At 64.3% G+C, this 21485-nt stretch carries 13 protein-coding genes; 5 read left to right on the top strand and 8 right to left on the bottom strand.

Annotated features, from left to right (window positions below; translation table 11 throughout):
* Window positions 1-25 precede the first annotated feature (25 nt).
* The gene (locus tag LRA87_RS00130) at window positions 26-1189 is read left to right on the top strand and encodes an alpha-hydroxy acid oxidase (RefSeq protein WP_230628357.1); all 1164 of its coding nucleotides are present in this window, start codon (window positions 26-28) and stop codon (window positions 1187-1189) included.
* Between the two features lie 241 nt (window positions 1190-1430).
* Here the strand turns inward: LRA87_RS00130 and LRA87_RS00125 are convergent, their stop codons facing one another.
* The 7 genes from LRA87_RS00125 to LRA87_RS00095 all read right to left on the bottom strand — a co-directional run bounded on the left by LRA87_RS00125 (window position 1431) and on the right by LRA87_RS00095 (window position 14308).
* The gene (locus LRA87_RS00125; protein ID WP_230628356.1) at window positions 1431-4355 is read right to left on the bottom strand and encodes a glycoside hydrolase family 127 protein; all 2925 of its coding nucleotides are present in this window, start codon (window positions 4353-4355) and stop codon (window positions 1431-1433) included.
* Window positions 4352-5131, bottom strand: coding sequence for a FadR/GntR family transcriptional regulator (locus tag LRA87_RS00120; protein ID WP_443024814.1), 780 nt, complete (start codon window positions 5129-5131; stop codon window positions 4352-4354). The genes LRA87_RS00125 and LRA87_RS00120 overlap by 4 nt, the downstream gene beginning before the upstream one ends.
* A gap of 2 nt (window positions 5132-5133) precedes the next feature.
* Window positions 5134-6912 (bottom strand): hypothetical protein, encoded by a 1779-nt coding sequence (locus LRA87_RS00115; protein ID WP_230628355.1) that lies wholly within the window; start codon window positions 6910-6912, stop codon window positions 5134-5136.
* A gap of 63 nt (window positions 6913-6975) precedes the next feature.
* On the bottom strand, window positions 6976-9648 hold the full coding sequence (locus tag LRA87_RS00110; RefSeq protein WP_230628354.1) for a TonB-dependent receptor: 2673 nt from the start codon (window positions 9646-9648) through the stop codon (window positions 6976-6978).
* Window positions 9649-9757: 109 nt separating this feature from the next.
* The gene (locus LRA87_RS00105) at window positions 9758-12613 is read right to left on the bottom strand and encodes a TonB-dependent receptor (RefSeq protein WP_230628352.1); all 2856 of its coding nucleotides are present in this window, start codon (window positions 12611-12613) and stop codon (window positions 9758-9760) included.
* A 97-nt stretch (window positions 12614-12710) separates the two neighbouring features.
* Window positions 12711-13685 carry a FecR family protein gene (locus LRA87_RS00100; protein ID WP_230628350.1) on the bottom strand — a complete coding sequence of 325 codons (975 nt, stop codon included), beginning with the start codon at window positions 13683-13685 and terminating at the stop codon, window positions 12711-12713.
* Window positions 13685-14308: an RNA polymerase sigma factor gene (locus tag LRA87_RS00095; protein ID WP_230628348.1), complete on the bottom strand. Its 624-nt coding sequence runs from the start codon at window positions 14306-14308 to the stop codon at window positions 13685-13687. The genes LRA87_RS00100 and LRA87_RS00095 overlap by 1 nt, the downstream gene beginning before the upstream one ends.
* Before the next feature lie 374 nt (window positions 14309-14682).
* Between LRA87_RS00095 and LRA87_RS00090 the strand changes: the two genes are divergently transcribed.
* From LRA87_RS00090 to LRA87_RS18475, 4 genes are all read left to right on the top strand, one after another.
* Window positions 14683-16005, top strand: a complete 1323-nt coding sequence (locus tag LRA87_RS00090) for an HD-GYP domain-containing protein (protein WP_230628346.1) — start codon at window positions 14683-14685, stop codon at window positions 16003-16005.
* Between the two features lie 412 nt (window positions 16006-16417).
* Window positions 16418-17383 (top strand): ThuA domain-containing protein, encoded by a 966-nt coding sequence (locus LRA87_RS00085; protein ID WP_230628344.1) that lies wholly within the window; start codon window positions 16418-16420, stop codon window positions 17381-17383.
* 301 nt (window positions 17384-17684) lie between these two features.
* Complete coding sequence (gene asd, locus LRA87_RS00080) at window positions 17685-18392, top strand: archaetidylserine decarboxylase (protein WP_230628341.1); 708 nt, start codon at window positions 17685-17687, stop codon at window positions 18390-18392.
* Window positions 18393-18566: 174 nt separating this feature from the next.
* Window positions 18567-18833, top strand: a complete 267-nt coding sequence (locus LRA87_RS18475; protein WP_443024813.1) for a DUF6440 family protein — start codon at window positions 18567-18569, stop codon at window positions 18831-18833.
* A gap of 608 nt (window positions 18834-19441) precedes the next feature.
* Here the strand turns inward: LRA87_RS18475 and LRA87_RS00075 are convergent.
* Window positions 19442-21466, bottom strand: coding sequence for a M3 family metallopeptidase (locus LRA87_RS00075; protein WP_230628338.1), 2025 nt, complete (start codon window positions 21464-21466; stop codon window positions 19442-19444).
* Between the last annotated feature and the right edge of the window lie 19 nt (window positions 21467-21485).

Here is a 21485-nt window from a genome sequence, read left to right as displayed (position 1 = left end):
TCGAGGCGGGGAGCCGGACTTCGACATGACGCGACTGGGCCGTGCGAACAACGTAGCCGATCTGCGTCTGATGGCGCGCCGCCGGCTGCCGCGACCGATCTTCGACTATATCGATGGCGGCGCCGACGACGAGGTGTCGCTGCGCCGGAACGTTACCGCATTCGCGGATTACGAGATCGTTCCCGACGTCCTCAACGACGTATCAGATATCCGGACGGAGACGAGTATCTTCGGGCAGCCGTCGCGCTGGCCGCTCATGCTGTCGCCGACCGGCCTCACGCGGATGTTCCACGGACAGGCCGAACTCGCCGTCGCCCGCGCGGCGGCGCGGCACGGGCTGCTCTACAGCCTGTCGACGATGGGTACGACGCGGCTGGAGGATCTGGCGCAGGCATTTGCCGGCCCGAAGGTGTTCCAGATCTACATCTTCAAGGATCGCGGCCTTACCGCCGAGTTCGTGGCACGCTGCCGGGAGGCAGGGTATCACGGCCTCGCGCTGACGGTCGACACGCCCGTGGCCGGCAATCGCGAACGCGACAGGGTCAGCGGCCTGTCCCTGCCGCCGAAGCTGACGCTGCGGTCGCTGCTCAGCTTCGCGCTCCATCCCTCATGGTCGCTGCCGGCGTTGACCGGCTCCAGGTTCGATCTTGCCAACGTCAGCCACAGGATCGACGCGTTGGCATCGGGGCCGATGAGCCTGTTCGACTATATCGGCGGTCAATTCGATCGGTCGGTCGGTTGGCGCGACGTCGAATGGCTCGCGCGCGAATGGAACGGCCCGCTCGCGATCAAGGGCGTGATGACCCCCGAGGACGCACGCCGCTCGATCGCATCCGGAGCGACCGGCGTCATGATCTCCAACCATGGCGGCCGTCAGCTGGACGGTGCCCCCGCCCCCATCGACCAGATCGAAGCGGTACGGCATGCTGTCGGCGATGCACCGGATGTGATCTGCGACGGTGGCATCAGACGCGGCTCGGACGTCGTGAAGGCCATCGCCCTGGGCGCCACCGCCTGCTCGATCGGACGACCCTATCTGTATGGCCTGGCCGCAGGCGGCGAGCCCGGCGTCGATCATCTCCTGACACTGTTGCGCACGGAATTCGAGCGGACCCTGACACTGGCGGGGATCAACGATGTCGCCGCCTTGTCCCGCCGCCACGTCCGCAGGACACGGGGCGCAGGATAGGGATGACATGCAGGTCATCCTGTCGTCGCACGCGTGATTGCGCCTGCGACAACCCCATCGATCGTGCTGATGCGGTCATGACCAGCACGAGGCCGATCCGCGCGCCGCATCGGGGAAGCGGTCGGATCGACTGAAACCGGCGGCGGATCGTGTTTCGACTGCCGTATCCGAATGGCACGTCTCCCCAAGGCATGCTGCTTGCCACATGGGTTCGGCGGCCATCCGGCAACGACGTCTACGCTCAGGTTTTCTGTCGTGACGTTATCCACACGCGCGATGTCTGCGCAGGGGCGTCGGTGACGACCGACGTGGCGACCAGCGACGATCCGCCCGGCGCATAGCTTACCGAGCCATCCGCCAGCGGGAATTCGGGGATGGGACCACCGTTGCGGTTGGCCCGTTGATAATAGGGCACGGCGCGCAGCTTGCTGCCATCCTGCCATTTGCCGTCCAGCGTAACGATGCCACCCAACAGGCCGGGCTGCCATGATGGCACCGGTAGGCCGGCGACGGGTCGATCGATATTGGGCTGGTCGATGCTTTCGACGGCATAGACGAGCGGACCGTATCGGAACGCCTCATGCCCGCGGGTGACCGCGATCTTGTCGCTTGCCACGATGCGTTGCACCGCCAGCGGGACATCGAAGCTGATGCGATCGCCTGCCTTCCACTCCCGGCGGATGACCGCATAGCCATTCTCCATCAGGACCGGGGTCGACTGGCCGTTCACCAACAGCCGCTTGATGCCGGCCACGGCGGGGCTCGCCGCGTACAGGGTGCTGGTCGCGCGGTCCGGCACGCGGACGTGCACGGCAAAACGGCTGGGTACCGCCGGGTTGACGGTGATCGCCACGGCTTCCTTCCACGGATAATCCGTCTGCTGCACCATCTCGACCTCGGTGCCCGCCACCTTGCCGACGTTGACGCGGCTGCCGATGAACAGGTTCACGAACAGGGCGTCGCTGGCCTTGGCGTAGGCCCAGGTCGGCGCCATCAGCAGCGTGCGGGGGATGTTGCCGACGCAGCACGGGCACGAATGCCACTTCGCCCGCTCCGTCCCGTCGAGCGGATTGGTGTAGCAAAAGCTCTTGCCCGTGATGTCGACCGATCCGAGCAGCGCGTTGTACATCGTCTCTTCGAGAAGATCGGCGTATTTGGCGTCGTGATAGGCGAGGTTCATCTTGTACTGGAAGAAGATGAGGCCGCAGCTGGAGCATGACTCGCAATAGGCATCGTTCTTCAGCGCGTAATCGACCCCGAACCCTTCCGCGGTGTCGCCGCTGCCGACGCCGCCGGTGACGTAATATTTGCGGTTCACCATATTGTCCCAGAGCGACATCACCGCGCTCTGGTAATCGATGTCGCCGGTCTCGGCGGCGACGTCCGCCATGCCGGAATAGAAATACACGGCACGCACTGCGTGGCCGACCGCTTCATACTGGCGGACCGGCGGCACGTGGCTCTGGTCGTACTCCGACCCGCCCTCCCGAGAGTCGAGCAGGAAGCGCGCGAGGCGGACATAGGCGTCGCCGCGCTTGCCGCCCTCGACATCGTTGACGAACCGGCCAAAGCGGACCAGCGCCTGCTCCATCTCCTGATGCCCGTCGAACCAGGCCTGCTTGTCCGGTCCGATATGTGCCACCCAGCAATCCGCCAGCTTCTTGGCGGCATTATACAGCCGCAGGTCCTTGCCGCCCGTCAGCGTGTGGTGGTTGATCGCCGATTCCAGGAAGTAACCGGCCACATAACCTTCGTGATTGCCGCGCTGCGCGGGCGACCAGCGGCGTGGCCATTCCTTGCGATCGGCCAGCGTGAATGCGGTCTGGAGATAACCATCGCTCTCCTGCGCGGCGAGGATGATCGGGATCCAGCGATCCAGCGTCGCGCGCATCTTGTCCTGCGCCTGTGCGATCTCCGTGTCGCCGGCCGCATCCACCATCAGCGCGAGGCACATCGACTCGACGGTCTGGTAAATCCAGGCGTTGGAGAAGACATAGCCCTTGTGCGTACCGTGCGGTTCGCCGCGCAGTGCCTTGGCCGCCTCGACGAAATTGTCGATCCCGCCCTGCCCCGTCGGCAGATCGGTGCGCTCGCAATAGGCGACACAATGGGGAATCCAGTTGACGATCAGCGACTTCACCCGCGCGTTCCACATCGGATTATCGACCGACCATGGCGTGGTGTAGACGACGTCGAGACGCTGGGCAGGCGGCGGCGCGACGGCGCGGACGTGCAGCGTCGATGCACCGTTCTTGGCACCCGCATTACCGGTCAGCCGCAACACATAGTCGCCCGGCGCCGAAAACCCCGCCAGCGTGTCCGATGCGGTGGGATCGGCGAAGCTGACGGTGCCCGGCCCGCTCGCCTTGGTCCATCGCAGGCTGTCGCCCGGCGCCCGGCTTACCCAGCGCGCGTCGGCGGTAAGATAGGTCTTGCCACCGACGATCACGCTGCGGTCGATCCCCGCGGCGATCGCGGGAGCCAGCGACGGCAACGCGCCGGCGCTCAGCACCCGCCAGCGCAACACGCCTGCGGACTTGCCTGCCGCGGGCTCGACCTCCAGCCGGAGGCGGTCGGTGCTGAGGGGCGCGAAGTCGAACCCGTCGAACATGTCCTTGCCCAGCGTCGGCGACGTACGCAGCGTGACGGGAACATACTTGCCGCCGTCCCAGCGCAGCAATCTGGCGCTATGCGGCAACAACACCTCGCTTCCGTCGATAGCCCAGTACACCTCGACCCGGGACGCGGTGACCGGTTCGGACCAGCGCAGGTCAATCCACTGCATGTCGCGATGCGGCCAGCTGCTCCACGCACCCTTCAACGTGTCCGTGGAGGCGGAGGGCAGCCGGGTGTCGAACAGCGTCAGCAGGCGCGGGTCCTCGCCCACTGTCGACGCGGTGGGCACCGCGACGGGCGCGAGATCGATGGCGCCGCTCCCGGCGATGGCACGCCCGGGAATGAGTGCGAGGGCGCCCACCCCTGCCCCGCCGAGCAGCAGGTTGCGACGGCTCGGCCCGGTCTGGGCGGCAGGGTCGCAGTGATGGCTGCAGGTGGTGCTGTCGTGATAATCGCTCATCGCATTCTCTCCTGCCGGATGTCCGGCCTTTGGCTGTTTGCACCAATATTCGCGATCGGCGGGTAGTCCCCTGCCGGAGATCGCCGTCATTCCATCGCCTGTCGGGTGTCTTCCAATGCCTTGTCGACCAGAACGTGCATTGCCGCCGCCGCTGCGACGCCATCCCCCGCGACGATCGCATCGAGCACGCGGCGATGTTCGGGGATCGGATCGCGCGGCAATGCGCGCGATCGCTGCTTGAACTGTGTCGTCATGGTCACCGCCGTGCCGATGCTGGTAGTCAGCACGGCGAGGTAATCGTTGCCCGTCGCCCGCAGGATCGCGTCATGGAACGCGCAGTCCGCTGCCTGCCCGGCAACATGATCGAGCCCGTGGCGGGCCATGGCCGCAAGGGCCGTCCGCATCGCCTTGATGTCGGCACGCGTGCGGCGCTCCGCCGCCATCGATGCCGCCCACGGTTCCACCATGACCCGCAATTCGAACAGGCTGCGCACGACCGCCATGTCGGGCTGACCGGAAAAGGTCCAGGTGAGGACATCCGGATCGAGCAGGTTCCAGCGATGGCGCGGCTGCACCACCGTTCCGGTACGCGGGCGGCTTGCGACCAGCCCTTTCGCGACCAGCGTCCGGATCGCCTCCCGATAGACCCCGCGCGACACGTTCAGGGCTACCGATCCGTCCGCCTCGCTCATCAGCACATCGCCCGGGGCATGATCGCCCGACACGATCGCGGTACCCAGATGATAGGCGACGGCTCCGCGTAACCGCCGTCCCGTGCCGCGTGCTTCGGGGATGACTGCCGGGTCGCCGGCCTCGGCGCCATCCGGCGCGAGGTCGTCATCGCCGACTGTGGTAGGCTGCCTCACCGTCACGTTCGATTGCCTCGCTTGGCGTATCTGGCACGCGCGGTGGCGATGTCCTTCGCCACGGCATCGCGCTGCGTCGCGAACGTGTCGTCGGCGAAGGTGATGGTGGGAATCTGCCGCTGCTCGATGGTCACCGGACGATAGGTGTTGAAGCCATATTCGTGGACGCCCGTCGATCCACGGCCCGCTGCCGGCCAGCTGAGATGATGGAAGGATGCGACCTTGTCATCGTTGGCGCGGGGGTAGAGTGCGTAACGCGCGACGTGGTTCATCGGGATGAATCCCATCAGCGCATCATATTGCATCTCGGCGACGGCGGGGATGCCGGGATGGCGATGGGCGAGCTGATCCACCAGATCGCGTGTGCCGACCAGCATGTCGCCCTGCGTATTGTTTTCCCACAAGCCGCAGATATCGAGGAAATACGCGTCGACCTTCAGCCGGTCGATCATCGTCGAAATGCGGCCTGCCAGATGGTCGCGCCAGCTTTTCACCGCGAGGTTCATGAAGACCATGGACCCGTCACCCTTGCGATCGCCGTCCCAATCCACGTAATTCGCCGGGAACGGTGCGCCGTAGACATCGTCCAGCCGGGCATCGGCAACCGCGGCGAAGGACGGCGATGCAGGATTGGCGACGTTCGAGCCGAACATGAGCGCAAAGCGGAACCCGAGCTTGCGCCCTTCCGTGACCAGCCGGTCCAGTCCGGCCTGCCCACCGGGCTTCGCACCGGTCGCAAAGGCGGGATAGTCCCAGTAATATCGGGCATCCCAGCCGGTCAGGAAGACCATCACGGTTGCGGGATCGATCTGGCGCGCGATCCACCGGAGGATTTCGAGCTGCCGCGCAAAATCGTTGAAGACGTAGCCGGTCCAGTGTTCGCCGTGCAGCGCGACGACACAGGCGATGTGTTTCATCCAGTCGGGCGCATCGGTTCTGCTCGCCAGATCGGGGATCGACCACGCTTGTTCGACCGAGGTGAAATGTCGCCGCGCCGCGGCCGCGATGTCGGCATCCGGCGCGATGCGCCAGCCGCAAGTGGTGACGTCGCCGCGCCGGTCCCAGCCGGCCTGTTCGTACAACAGTTCGATCTTGTACCCGTCGGCGCCCGGCAGGAACGCAAAACGCGCCGGCCGCACCTCCTTCTGGAGTGCGGACAAGCCCCAGACGCGGCCATCGCGGCCCTCGATCGCCATGAAGGGCGTCGCCATTCCGCCCGTCAGCATGGGATATTCGAACACTCGCTCGGCCTCGCCGAGATCCTGCCAGTCGTCCGCGGTCATGGATACGCGCCCGCGCGGCAATCCACGCACGATCGTCTTCACCGCCTTGATCGGAATATCCATGCCGGCGGATACGGTCCATTCGATCGCGCCGTCTGCGGCGCGGGTCAGTGCGGCGACGAGCTTTCCCTCGCGGCGTCGCTGTCCCCCGGCCCATGTCAGGCCCGTCGCGGTCAGACGCAGCGTATCGCCGCTTCGCTCGACCGACACCCTCGTCGGATCGATGCCGTAATTGTTCTCGAACGTGATGATTTCAAAGCCGAACAGCAGATTGCCGAACGCCACGGACGGCTCCGGGTTGGCAAAGCTGAACTTCATCACCCCCGGCCCGCGCGGCGGTGTGTTGATCCCGTCGACGGATGTCAGCAGGCGCAGCCCCGCGGGATTGGCGCCAGATGCCTGCGCTGCAGCCGCCCCGGGGGCCAGCACCGCTGTACCACCCGCCGCCGCAGCGCCCGCCAACAAGGTTCGGCGCGAAACAATGCTGTCGTCGGTCATGCGCATTCCTGTCTAGTCCTTCAAATGGCCACCCGGACGCGAACGACCGGGTGGCCCCGGCGGTTAGAGGCCGCCGCCCAGCTTGATCTGGAAGCCGGCGTAGATGCGGCGGTTCTCCAGAGCATCCTGCGCGAAGAAGCGGTCGTCCTCGAACGAACGGCGGATCAGCGACTGCGTCAGGTTGACGCCGCTGACGATCAGGTTGACCCGCGGGGTCAATGCATAGGTCAGGTTGGCATCGAGCTGGCCGAACGGCGTCCGGTAATCGGGCCGGCCACGCGGATCGTTGCTGGTCGCTTCCAGCAGCAGGCTGCGCCAGACCCAGTTGACGTTCGCGCTGATCCCGTACTTCCGATAAGTGCCGGACAATTGGTAGTTGTGCCGCGTGATCTGCTCGTACGGCACGATGTAACCGGCGTCGTTGGGCGACCTGGAGCCATCGACATATGTATAGCTTCCCTGCACGCCGAGGCCCGACAACGGTCCCGGCAGGAAGCTGAAGCTTTGCCGGTAGCCGACTTCCGCACCAGCCACGTATCCATCGATCGCGTTGGCCGGTCGGGTAACCTGGAAGCCTGCGACCGCAGTGCCGATCGTCTCGTTCCGGATAAAGCCGCTCACGTCCTTGTAGAAGCCGGCGGCGTAGACGCTGTTGTCCGATCCGAAATAATATTCCAGCGACGCATCCAGCTGATCGGCGCGCAGCGGCTTCAGGTTGGGATTGCCCGACGAGCCGATACGATCCTGGAAGTTGAGCGTGGTTACCGGGGCCAGCTGCGCGAATCCGGGCCGCGATACCTGCTTGGAATAGCTGAGACGCAGGAACAGATTTTGGGCCAGCGTCAGGCGCATGTTGGCGCTGGGCAGGACGTTGACGTAGTTGCTGCCGGACGTCTGCGGCACCAGCGTGGTCGTCGGCACACCGCCGATCAGCGTGGTGTTCGCCTGCGTGCCGTTCAGCGTGAAATCGGTCTGCGTCACGCGAAGGCCAACGTTGCCGTCCACCGGAATGCCCAGGATCGGCACCGCGAACGATGCCATGCCGTAAGCGGAGATCACCTTTTCCTTGCCGCTGTATGCCGATGCAGGGCTGTCGGGAACGTCTCCGCTGACTCCAAAGAAACCACGGGTCCGGTCGACATAGCGTGTCAGCACACGTGGGCCGAAACTGGCCCATTGACGCTGGGTGACCGGGGTGTTGTCGTACAGGTCGTTGGCGGTCAATTCGCTCAGCTGGCTCGATGCCACGCTGCCGATCGTTGCCGGGACAAGTCCGTTGCGCGAACCGCCGCTGTGACCGATGGTCCGGCTGTCGTAGCGCAGACCGACCTGAATGTTGCGCAGCGTTCCGTCGAAATCGTACTTGCCGTCGAGCCGCAGCGCGATGTCGTCGCTCTCGTCACGGTTGATGTACTCGAAGAAGTTCGAGAACTTGTAGCTGTTCTGGTTGGCCTGATCGACACCACCGATCACGAAGGACGGATATGTCACGTCGGCGTTATACGCCACAGTCGGCGCAGTGGAGGTCATCGCGATGCCGCCGCCCGGCCCCCTGAACGTGGAACGGGTATAGGCCGCATCGAAGCTGATCGTTGCAGCCTCCTGCTTGTACGTGGCGTTATAGCCTGCCTGGAACGCAGCCAGCTTGCCACCGAACAGGTCGAGCCCCGACTCGATCGGTACGTCGCGATAGTTGCCGGAACGGAAGATGTTGCTGTTGGGATAGAGGCTGAACGGTCCCGTTGCCGTTGCACCCGCCGGGGTGACCCCGGTTACCGGATCGCGGGTCGGCTGCGTCAGCGCGACGCTCAGGTTCTGCAGACCGCCGACGTTCGACGTGCTGTTGTACAACACATCGACCACCATCTCGAGCGCATCGTTCGGCCGCCACTGCAGCGAACCGTACCCCGTCGCCAGCTCCTTGTTATTGAAGAAATATCGCTTGTACACCGATGTGGGCGCATCGATGTTGGTGCCGCCCGGGCCGGTCTGGAGCCTGTTGCCGTTGGTGGTCAGCAGATCGAGCGCATTGCGCTGCCGCTGGAAGCTGCCGCCGACCAGGACGCCGATGTCGCCCATGCCGGTATCCCAGCGATTGGACGCATAGCCCGACACGATCGGATCGATCTTGCCGTCCAGATTGGTATGAACGCCCTTGACCGTAGCGGACGCGGCGAACCCGTCGAAGTCGAACGGACGGCGGCTGCGGAAGTCGACGATGCCGGCGATGCCGCCCTCGATCTGATCGGCCGTCGGCGTCTTGTAGACCGCGACGCCGGATACCAGGTCACCGGGAAGGGTGGCGATATCGAAATTGCGACCGATACCGCTAGGAAAATTGCGGCCGTTCAGGCGATTTTCCGTCTGGCTGAGACCGCGGATCGATACGATGCCGCCGCCGCCGCCCTGCGACACCTGCATGCCCGGTACACGCCGGACGATGTCGATCAGAATGGTATCGGGAATGTTGCGCAGGTCGCTCGTCGTCAGCACGCTGACGGACTGTGGCGCATCGCGCTTGATCTGGCTGGTCGTGCTGAAGCCCAGTCGCTGGCCGGTGACGACGATATCCGCGACGTCCGATTCCGCGGGAACCGCCGGCTCGCTCTGTGCGACCGGCTCGTCCTTCTTCTCCGCGCCGGTCGTTTGCGCCTGCGCGCTGCCGATAGCGGCCAGACCGGCGGCGGACATCATCAGGCCATTGTAAAGCCAGTGATCATAGCGATTCGTTTTCATAAAGCCCTCCCCTTCGATGCTGCGCATCGTGTTATGTTCTTCGTATCTGGCGGTGATCGCCCCCCCGCCGCTCAGGCAGGATGTGGCTCGCGATCATGGCGCATGGCGGTCATCGTCGCTTTCCCAACCCGACGCTGGCACCAACGAAAAATCGTCGGCTTTCGTCGAACGTCTGATTGATGAACCGGCGATCCTGGAAATACTCCTGCGTCCGTCGTTGCAGCACGTTGAGTGCGCTCGCGGTCAGGCTGATCCGCGCCGTCACGGGCACGGCGAAGGTGGCGTCCAGCTGCCCGAAAGGGTTGCGGAAAAGTGGCCGGCCGAGCGCATCGCCGCGCGACAGCTCCACAATGCGACTGCGCCAGATCCAAGTCACGCCGGCCGAAACGCCAGCGCGATCGTAAGTCACGCCGACCATGTGATTGTGGCGCGACATCTGCTCCAGCGGCACGCGAAAGCCTGCGCCATTGTCCTGCGTGAAGCTGCCGATGCGGGTATAGCTCGCCTGTAATCCCAGTCCGGCCAGCAGCCCGGGCATGAAGCGCAAGGCTTGCGTAAAACCAAGCTCGACGCCGCCGATCCAGCCGCTATCCAAGTTCACGGGCCGGCTGATGAGGAATGATCGTCCGTCGATCTGCTCCGCTGCCGCCTGCGTGCGAATGAAGCCCTGCACCTGCTTGTAGAAGGCTGCGGCGTACACGTTGCCGCCGTTGGCGGAATACCATTCCAGCGCCGCGTCATATTGCGATGCGCGCAGTGCATCGAGGCGCGGATTACCGGCGTCTCCGACGGCATTCACGAAGTCGAGTATTACAGTCGGCGACAGCAGCGTGAACGACGGGCGCGTGATCTGCCGCGACCACGCCAGACGCAAATAAAGGCGGCGATCGAGCTCCGCCCGCAGGTTGATGCTGGGTAACCAATGGTCATACGAGCGATCGAAGTCCGGGATGGCGCCCGACACCATCGGCGGGCTGCCGATCGACAGATGCGTGGCGGCATAGCGAAGCCCCGCATTGCCATCGATCGGCATGCCTCCCGCAGCCATGCCGAAGGTCGCCTCGACATAGGCGTTGGTGATCGTCTCCCGCGCCCGAAAGCCAGATTCGGGATCGAACGCTGGCGCGCCGGACTGAAGCCCGAACACGCTGCGCAATGTGCCCAGCCGTTCGACCGCAAGTGCCTGCCTAGTGGGGGCGATCCACTGCGCCTGCGGATAGGCCGACGTGAACAATCGATCGAGCCCGGTCCCGGTGAAATTGTCGCCGGCCATCGTAACCGTACCGGCGGATACGTCCGCCAGCGTCAGGCCTGAATTACGATCGACGTTCCGCCGGGCGAAGCGTCCGCCGAATTTCAGCGCCTTGATCGTCCCGTCGAACGCGTGGACGCCGTCCAGCCGAACGTTCGTTTCCCGATTATTGTCACCAACATCGAATTCGCTGTAGGCGGCGAGGCGCCAGGTGTCGGTCCTGGTCGGATCGATACCCGACACCGTGAATCGCGGCAGGTCGCGGTCGATGCCATAGTCGAGCTGCGGCGCCGAGGCGCCCAGCGTGGCGGTGGGCGCGCGATATCGAAAGCGGGTCGCGGTGTTCGCAACATTGACCAGCAGGCTGAGCGGACCGCGTTCGTAGCGCCCGCTCAGGCCATATTGGCGGGTTTCGAAATAACCTTGCCCATAGGTCGTACTCGACTCCAGCGGCACTGCAGTCCAGCGGCCGCTGCGCACCGCCATCGTATCGGGATGCAGATCGAAGGGGCCGCTCGCCACGCCATCAACCAGCGACGCCAGCAGCGATGTCGTCGTGAAGTCCAGCGTGCTGCGATTGTAGAGAACGTCGCCGGTGATCTCGAATGTCGTCGCCGGTCGCCATTGCGCCGACGCATAGACTGCATCCAGGGTCTTCGTGCCGCGGAGATATCGCTTGATCGCGTCGACCGGCGCATCGACGATTTGACCGGTTTCGATCGGCCGCAACGCGTTGGTGTCGATGCGGAAGATGTCGCCCGCGACATCCTGGGACTGGTGGCTGGCACCGATCAACAGACCGATCTCGCCCGCGCTCGTTGTCCACCGCCCGCTGACATGTCCCGAAACATAGGGGCGGACCCGGCCGTCCAGATCGCCGTACACACCCTTGACGGTCGCCGTCGCCTCCGGCGTCGCGGCGTCGAACGGGCGACGCGTTTGGAAATCGACAACGCCGCCGATCCCGCCCTCGATCTGGCTGGCAGATGGCGTCTTGTAGACATCGATGCTGGAGACGATGTCGGATGGCAGGGCCGCGATGTCGAAGCCGCGGAACAACGTGCTCGTCAGATTGCGGCCGTTGAGACGATATTCCGTCTGGCTCAGACCCCTGACCGTGATCAGAGCGCCCGCGGCACGCACGGACGATTGCACCCCTGGGACGCGCCGCAACACGTCGGCCAGCGACGTGTCGGCGACCTTGCGAATGTCTGCGTCGCTGAGGCCGCTGACCGATTGCAGCGACCGGCGCTTGACCTCGGTCGCCTCGCCCCGGTCGAGGCGCGTCCCGACAATGACGATATCGACGGTGTCGTTATGCGCGACCAGCGCGCGTGCGACGATCGGCACGGGCCTGTCCGCGGACGCCGCGGCCAGCACATAGCCCCCGTCGATCGCCCGGAATGTCAGCCCGGTGCCCGTCAGCAGGCGGGCAAGGCCCAGATCGGGATCGAACCGGCCGTCGAGTGCCGTTCCCAGCTTGTTGCGAACCAGTTTCGGGGCAAAGCCGACCGAGCGCCCGGTCTGGCGCGAGAACGTCCGCAAGGCATCGACCAGGTTCGTTTGCGGAATGCGGAGCAACCGCGGAAGCTGCCGGACGCGTGAGAACGGCTGCGGCAAGGCCTGCGACGCACGCTGGGCCGTTGCCTTATCGACGGCCGCGACCGTCAGTAGACCCGTCATGCCCAGCAGCTTGCCCATCAGGCGCGTCACCCTCCCTGCTCCCATGCTCCGCTCCGATCTGTGCCGAGCCGAGTATGAGTGAAGACGTGGCGGGCGCTGAAACCCGTAATAGTAGGACTAACTTATTTTAGTGTTTTGTGTGATGGGCCGAAATCGACGGCGCATCGCCCGGTCGGACGAGCGCGGCGGGCAGGGAACTGGCGACGGCGTCGAGGAAGCTGGCGCTCTGGTCTGCGCGGAACGATCCGCTGATCCGCCAGTCGCTTACATCGGGCGAGATGCGGATCGGAACCCGCCGGTAGCGATTGACCTCGGCGACCGCGCGGGCGAGCGGAACGTCGTCGAACAACAGCCAGCCATCGCGCCATCCGACGATCGCCCCGGCATCCGCAGGCACGGTGATGCGCACCCGATCGTTCGCCAGCGTCAGCAAACGACCGGGTTGCAGTCGTACGGAAGCCGCCGTCTCCGGATCATAGTCGGCGCTCAGAGAGGCGTCATCGGCAAAGACCGTGACCCCGGTTGCCGTCTTCCTCACATTCAGCCCGCCCGACCGCAGCCGGATGACGCCACCCGGAACCCTTAGCCGGATCGGCTTGCCCGTCGTGCTGACATACGCTTGCCCTTGGATCGTCAATGTCGTTCCCTCGACCGTGACCCGGCTCGCCGTATCCAGCATCACATCCACAGGCGCGTCGATGGCGAACGTTTTGCGCTCGCCTGTTGCGGTCGAGAACACGCGCGGCGGTGCGGCGACTACTACGGGTGCCGGCTGCGTGAAGTGACGTATCGTCAGTGCCGCGACGGGCATCACCACGATCGCACCGCACAGTCCGGCGATCGCGACGTGACGGCGACGACGGCGACGGTTGGCGGCACGCCAAAGCGCGGCATCGCCCAGATCCTGCGACACCTGTTCCGCGGAACAGGCTCGGGCGATGCCGTCTGCCTCGACGATCGCGGCATAGGCCTGCTGATGGGCGTCGCCAGCGCTGTACCACGCCCCGAATCCGGCATCCGCGGCCGCGCGGGCGGGGCCGTCGGCCACGTCGTTCAATCGGGCGTACCACCACGCGGCTTGCTCAAGTTGCTCCCGGGTCATCAACGGAACTCCGCGAGCCGGGTGGCAAGATGGCTCAATGCGCGCGCATGATGCTTCTCCACCGAACTCAGCGATATCTGCATCGTTCGGGCGACTTCGGCCATCTTCATTCCTCGCAGAGTCTTCAACGCGAACACGTCCCGCGTGCGTTCCGGCAGTTGGAGCAGCGCCTCTTCCATCCGCGCGGCCATGGCCTTGCTGTCGAGCACCCGGTCTACCGATAATTCTGTGCTTTCCAATTCGATATCGTCCAGATCGGCATGATCGGAGACGTGCCGTACGCCGCGACGCCGATGATGATCGATCAACACCGACCGGGCGACCGAAATCACATATCCTTTGGGGCTTTCGAGGGTTGCGGGAACGACGGACTTGCTCAGCTTCAGGAAAACATCCTGAACGAGGTCGGGCACTTCGCTTTGATCCGGAGCATGACGCGCGAAAAAACGCGCCAGCAGCGATCGATGATTGCGTACCAGCTCGGCGAGTCGATCAGTCGGTTTTACCTTACCCGAATCAGCCACCCGCCTGCTCAGCCCTTCGTAATTGTGGTGATCTCCTCGGCGTCCATATCGTCGGCCAGTCACGCTAGCCAGGGATTCCGACACGATAGTGATCGTCATCCACCGCCGGAGCGGTAACACCGATCATGGCGATGTACTGTAGTGAAACTCCGCGACGGATAAGCTCTTCGATAGTCCCACCCTGTTACAAGGAGTTATGGCGGCGTGACCGGATGAGCTAGATCATTCAGCCAATGTATCCCTATTTCTTATCCAGGCGAAATGGTTTGCTGAACTCTCACACAAACCGGAAGGCGTGCGCATTGCCTTCGTACGAGGCGCGCTGCCGGAGCAAGGCAGCACAGCCGCCGCATATTCGAAGAACCCTTTGAAAAAATCCATTATGGGTGCAACTTATATTAGGAATTTATGTCCATAACGGTTACATAGGCCGGCAGGTAGCGCGCCGGTCGTGGAAATCGAGTGGCCTGCATATGATCGTAAAGCCTGAAGACGCCTGCCTGGGAATGTACGTGTGCGGCTTTGAGGGGAACTGGCTGTCCCACCCGTTCTGGCGCGCGAATTTCATCGTCACGACGCAGGACGAGCTCGTCAAGATACGGCACAGTCGCGCCAGTATCGTGATCGATCCCGCACGCGGTGTGACCCCGGTCATCGCCGGCGACCAGACGCCTGAGGGGCGGAAGGAAATAGTGGCGATCGTCCCCAAAACGTCTTCGCGATGGCACGACATCTCTTCCGTGCCGACGAAGCCCCTGCCACCGCGACCCGCGCCAAGGCGCATCGTCCCGCCGGCCGCTTTCGGCAAGGCCGACAAGGCGCGCGCAGCAGCGCTGGCGCAGCGATCGACGAAGGTGGTGAAGGCGCTGTTCGAGGATTGCCGCCTGGGCCGGGAGATCGCGGCGCCCCAGATCATCGGCGTCGTCCGCGACATCGCCGATACGCTCGAACAGAACAGCGCAGCCTTCGCCAGCGTTACCCGGTTGAAGGCGAAGGACGATGGCACCTACACGCATTCCGTTGCCGTCTGTGCGCTGCTCATCAGCCTGGCGCGGGAGATTGGAGCATCGCCGGAAGCGGTGCAGGATTATGGTATCGCGGGCCTGCTGCACGATATCGGCAAGCTGCAGATCGACGATGCCGTCCTGCAAAAGGTCGGCCCGCTGACCGATGCGGAACGTGCGCACATCGCCCTGCATCCCGAACTCGGCCACGCGATCCTGTCGGCGGAAACCGGCCTGCCCGCCGTCGCGCTCGATATCTGCCTGCATCATCACGAACGGATCGATGGCTCGGGCTATCCCTTCGGGCTTTCCGGCGACCAGATCACGCCCGCTGCCAGAATGGCGGCGATCTGCGACGTCTATGATGCGATGACCTCGGACCGCCCCTACAAGAAGGGCATGTCGCCGATCGATGCGATCACCGAGATGGCCGGTCTGGATGGGCATTTCGATCAGGATCTGCTGTTCCGGTTCATGCGCAGCATCGCGGTGTTTCCACCCGGCAAGCTGCTGCGCCTGCGCTCCAACCGCCTCGCCATCGTTTTGCCGTCCGCGCACGCCGACCGCCTGCCCGTCGTGCGCGCCTTCTACGCCACCGTCGGATCGCATTTCGTCGACTATGAGGATGTGATCCTCAGCGACCGACTGAGCGACGATCAGGCGGTGAGCCAAGAGGACCCGGCGGTGTGGTTCTCGGACAACGGTCGCGCGATGGCGGCGCGGATCATCGGCAACCTGCCGGTCCAGGCGCCACCTTCCAGTCACGCGCCGACGTTGCACGCTGCTCGATAGGGGCTTCTCGCCACGCAGGCCGCGGCAGGATCGATCGCCGCTCACGTGACATCCAGACCACCATAACAGCGCCTTGCCGCGCCTCCGGTGGTCCACCCATGCGGCAGATTAGGGCAAGTGCCTCCGTCCCGGGCACAAGCAAAGCGAGCTCACCGACGCAGGACCGGCGGCGGACGACGGCTGGCGGCCTCGTGCCGCCGGACCGCGTCGCCGCGCTTGACCTGTTCGACCGCGTCCAATTCTCCCAGATCGTGAATACCTGCCGCTGCAGCCGCTCGCTGTTCGCAGCGTCACTGGCCAAAGCGCGTGTCGTCCAACGATGCCGATCGCCTGCACAAGTATCTGCAGCAATTCGATCTGACATGGCAAGAGCTGCACGCCCAACGTCAAGGTCGACCCGTCAACCACGTCCGTGACGATCGACCCCCTACCGATCATTCACCACAGGTTTCCGCATTATCGCCACCGGCCGCCGGTTCACGCGGCGGTTCTGCCGCTTCCGATTTTGCTTTTAATTGATCAACTTCGCAGGTGTATGCTCGCGGCGCTGATGCAACGGCCATCTTTCGGCGCGGGAGATCGTGTGATGTACAAAATGCTGGCGTTGGTGGCCCTGTTGACCATGGCTCAGGCAGCGCCTGATCCCCATCGGCCGACGCCGACGTACGATACCGCTGCACCCGCGGTCCCGAAGGGCTTGCGTGGTGCGGTTTTGATCGTGTCGAAGACCAATGGCTGGCGGCACATCGAGCATATCCCGAGTTCAAACGCCGTACTTGCCGATATCGCAAAACGTCTGGGCCGCGCGAGCTACACCACCGAAAACGCCGCAATCTTCAACGACGATCAACTGCGCCGCTTTTCCGTCGTTGTCCTCAATAGCGCCAGTGGCGACTTCCTTACGGACGATCAGCGCGCCGCATTTGCCCGCTTCGTCGCGCGGGGTGGTGGCGTCGTGGCGTTACACGCGGCCGGCGACAACAGTCACACCGCGTCCTGGTACAAGGACACGGTGATCGGCACCACGTTCATCGGCCACCCCGGCGGCACCGATCAGCTGCAGCCGGCCCGGATCGTCGTCGAACAACCCGATCACCCTGTCATGGCTGGCGTAACGCTGCCCTGGTCGCCCGTAGACGAGTGGTATTCGTTCGATGTGAATCCCGCAGCTCGAGGAATGACCGTTCTCGCGAGGATCGACGAGGCAAGTTACCGTCCCGGCGCGAAACTGACGATGGGCGTGCATCCGATCGTCTGGGTCAATCCGTCAACCAAAGGGCGCGTCTTTTACTCGGCGCTCGGCCACACACCGGATGCGTATAAAGACCCGAATTACCGCCTCATTCTCACCAACGCTATTCGGTGGGCGGCACATTAGGCGGACATACGTGCGGCTTCCGCACACCGACGCTTTTCGGCATAACACGCGTCGCGAAGACCCCCAATCGATCGCCCGCCATCATCCAGCACGCATTCCATAGGTCGACCTGACGGTTCATGCCCTAAAGGGATGGTATCGACGTCTCGAGGTTCCAATGTCCGATCGCCTGCCGGTCCTGCTTCAATATATGCTGCCGAAGCAGTTTCTCACCACGTTCGCAGGTCGCGTCGCCAGGGCGCATGGCGGTGCGATGACAACGCAGCTCATCCGCTGGTTCGTCGGCAAATATTCCGTCGACATGAGCGAAGCCGCGGATGCCGACATCGGCAGCTACAAGAGCTTCAACGACTTCTTCACCCGTCCCCTCAAAGCGGGTTCGCGCGCGGTCGCGGCTGCCGACTTCGTCTGTCCGGTCGACGGCGCGATCAGCCAGTTCGGCTCGATCGATGATCATCACATCCTGCAAGCGAAGGGGCATCGTTTCACCACGACGCAGCTCGTTGGCGGCGACGCGGCACTGGCCGATCAGTTTCGCCATGGCAGCTTCGCAAACCTGTACCTCTCCCCCAAGGATTACCACCGCCTGCACATGCCCTGCGATGGCAAGCTCACGCGCATGATCTATGTGCCGGGGACGCTCTTCTCGGTGAACCCTGTCACGGCGCGCGGCGTGCCGAACCTGTTTGCGCGCAACGAGCGGGTAGTTTGTGCCTTCGACTCGGTGGAGCATGGCCCGTTCGTCATGGTGCTGGTCGGCGCCACCATCGTCGGAAGCATGGCGACCGTATGGCACGGTGTGGTCAATCCGAAGCGCACCAACAGGACGTCGGAGTGGACCTATGCCAACCAGAATATCGTGCTGAAGAAGGGGGAGGAAATGGGCCGTTTTCTGCTCGGCTCGACGATCGTGTTGCTGTGGAAACAGGGGGCCATCGCGTTCAACGAAGACTGGGCGCCAGAACGGACCGTACGCCTGGGCGAGCCGATGGGCCAACGCGCGAATTGAGCGTTCGTCGCCCCGTCAGCCGCGATGCGAAGACTTTCAAGCTGACGCTCGAAACGGCCTATGCCCTGCCGGAAAGCTGGTGGACAACAATCGTCATCACCACGTGCAGATCGGCGGAAGATTGTAGCGCTTGCATAATGGGACGCGTATCTTAGGCTCACCCGGATCAAGTCGATGGGAGTCCTGGACGTGCAGAGATCAGCGCTGGCATTCTGTATCCTCGGTGCGGTTGGCGTAGCCGCATGTGACAGATTGGAGTCGGCGCCGATCAACGCGACAACCGTTGAGGGCAAGGTTCGCGGCGAAAGAGCCGGCGGCGAGGAAGTTCGCGTTTGGCGAGACCCCGGAACCGGTTGCCAGTATCTGTTATGGGAACGCCGACAGAGGGGAGCGATGACACCACGCCTTGCACCCGACGGGCGGCCGATGTGCAAGTCGTAGCAGTTCAGATCTGCACTATCTTTGATGCGCGGCGCTCAAGATGAGCAGGTGCGTCTGTGTTGTGAGCATTGCCCGCGAAGCCCCGTTTCAAGCCTTCGGCCAAGCTTGAGCGTCGTCCGACGTTGAGCGTGGTGTATCGCCCGCTCCGGCGGACATTGCCACGATGATTCGCCAGAGACAGGCATCCAGTATCGGCCAAACATACGGCTGCATGTTCGACGGTACGCAGATCGTCGGCCACATGAGTGCCGCCACTATAAGAGCGGATCGCGTCGAGTTGCGGCCTCGCAGGGAGCCGGTACTACCGCGACGAAGCGCAAACCCGGTATCCGGGAAAATATGCCTCCGGCACCGCCGTCGATCCCGATGACGCCTCGATCACCACGGCATCGGAGCCAATGCGGTTTTGCGCAATGCTTACAGAGAGAACGGTCGCGCCAGGCTAGCTTGAGGCTGCTCGTCGGATCAAGGCGTTTATCCTTCAAGTGCGGGGGTAGTGCCCGGATACCGTGGTAGCTGCAATCTCATTGAATGGGTGTCGACGCTGCGGGTACAATCGGGCTCGATCCGCCGTATCCCGCCCGGGCAATGGAGACGGTCGTTCGCCATCACGCCAGCCCGTGCCTCGCCAACAGGGCACCCAAATCGGGGCCCCGTCGCCGGAAAGCGTGAAAATTGTCGGCCGAGGACCGGGTCGCACCGCGAGCCAGTACCTCGTCCCGGAACGCTTCGCCGGTGAGGCGATCAACAAGTCCTGCCTCGGTGAACCGCTCAAAACCATCGGCTGACAACACCTCCGCCCAAAGGTAGCTGTAATAGCCCGATGCATAGCCACCAGCGAAGATATGGGTGAAGGCATGTGGAAAACGATGCCATTCCGGAGGGCGGATAACAGCGACTTCGTCTCGCACCGCTTCGATCACGGTGATCGGATCGTGGCCCAGCGTGCCAAGATGAAATAACAGGTCGAAAAGCGCAAACTCTACCTGGCGAAGCAGCATCATGCCCGACTGGAAATGACGCGCTGCGATCATCCGATCGAACAGGTCGGGTGGCAGCGGCGCACTCGTCGGGTGATGCCCCGACATGCCGGTCAGGACACCGCGATCCCATGCGAAATCCTCCATAAGCTGGCTGGGGAGCTCGACCGCGTCCCATTCGACGCCGTTTATCCCGCCGATGCTCGGCCGATCGACGCGCGTGAAGATATTGTGCAGGCAATGACCGGTTTCGTGGAGTAGCGTCACGACCTCGCGGTGCGACAGCAGCGCCGGCGTCGTATCGCTGGGCGGAGCGAAGTTGCACACCAGATAGGCGACCGGCAGGCTCTGCGCCGCTCCATCGTCCAGCCGCGGGCGCGCGTTCGCCACCCACGCCCCGCCTCGCTTGCCCGGTCGGGCGTAGAGATCGAGGTAGAGGCCGGCAAAGACCGTGCCGTCGGCATCGATCGCGTCGAAATATCTGGCATCGGGATGCCACAGATCCACGTCGTCGCGCGCGACGAAACGGATGCCGTAGAGGCGTTCCAGCAGACTATGCCAGCCGGCCATGACCCGATCGACCGGGAAATATCCGCGCACTTCCGCCTCGTCGATCGCGTGCCGGGCTCGGCGCAGCCGGTCCGACGCGAAACCGACGTCCCAGGGCTGGAGGTCGTCGATGCCCAGATCGGCGGCGGCGAAAGCGCGCAGGTCCGCCATTTCGCGTTCCGCCGGGGCCCGCGCACGCCCCGCCAGATTGCGCAGGAACGCCAGCACTTCGCCGGCATTGGGAGCCATCTTCGTCGCCAGCGACCATTCGACCGGGTCGGCGAAGCCGAGCAGCCCCGCCGCCTCGCGCCGCAGCGCCACGATGCGGGCGATCCGATCCGAATTGTCGAACCGTCCGGCATCGGGCCCGCGATCCGACGCGCGCGTGCCGAACGCTTCGTAGACGCGGGCGCGCAAACCGCGATCCTCGGCGAAGGTCAGCACCGCCGCCACGCTCGGCTGGTGGAGCGTCACGACCCAGCCGTCCAGCCCCCGCGCGCGGGCAGCGGCGGCCAGCATCGCGCGGTCGGCCTCGGACAGGCCGGCGAGCAGCCCCCCGTCGGTGACGTGCTCGGTCCAGGCCTCCGTCGCGTCGAGCACCGCGCTGGCAAAGCCGTTCGACAATTCGGACAGCTCGACCGAGATAGTGGAGAAGCGTGCACGCGCATCCGGTTCCAGCGCGACCCCCGAGAGAGTGAAGTCACGGATCGCGTGCTCCACCGCCACGCGGTCGGCAAGCGGCAGTGTCGCGAAATCGGCGCTGGCGGCCAGTGCGGCAAGCACGTCGTACAGCGCGCGATCCTGCTGCACGGCCATTGTCGCCGCGACCAGCCGCGCCTCTCCCGCGGCATGCGCAGCGCGCAGCTCGGCGGTGTCGGCGACGGCGTGGAGGTGCGAGACCGACGACCATAACGCCTGGATCGCGGTGGTGCTGCGCTCCAGCGGCAGCCATGCGTCGGCAAAGGCGGTGGGCTGCCCCTGTTTGAGCCGGGCGACCGTCGCCTCATGCGCGCGCAGCACGGCGTCGAGCGCGGGCGCAATCGCATCGGGTACGATGGCGGCAAAGGGCGGCAACCGTGTGACGTCGCAGAGCAGGTCTGTCATGATGGTCCTTCGAAGACGC

Origin of the sequence: Sphingomonas sp. Leaf37 (assembly GCF_920939475.1) — a bacterium.
In the GTDB taxonomy this organism is placed as follows: Bacteria; Pseudomonadota; Alphaproteobacteria; order Sphingomonadales; family Sphingomonadaceae; genus Sphingomonas.
The sequence above is the reverse complement of the archived record's forward strand: the minus strand, read 5'-3'. Positions and strand labels throughout refer to the sequence as shown.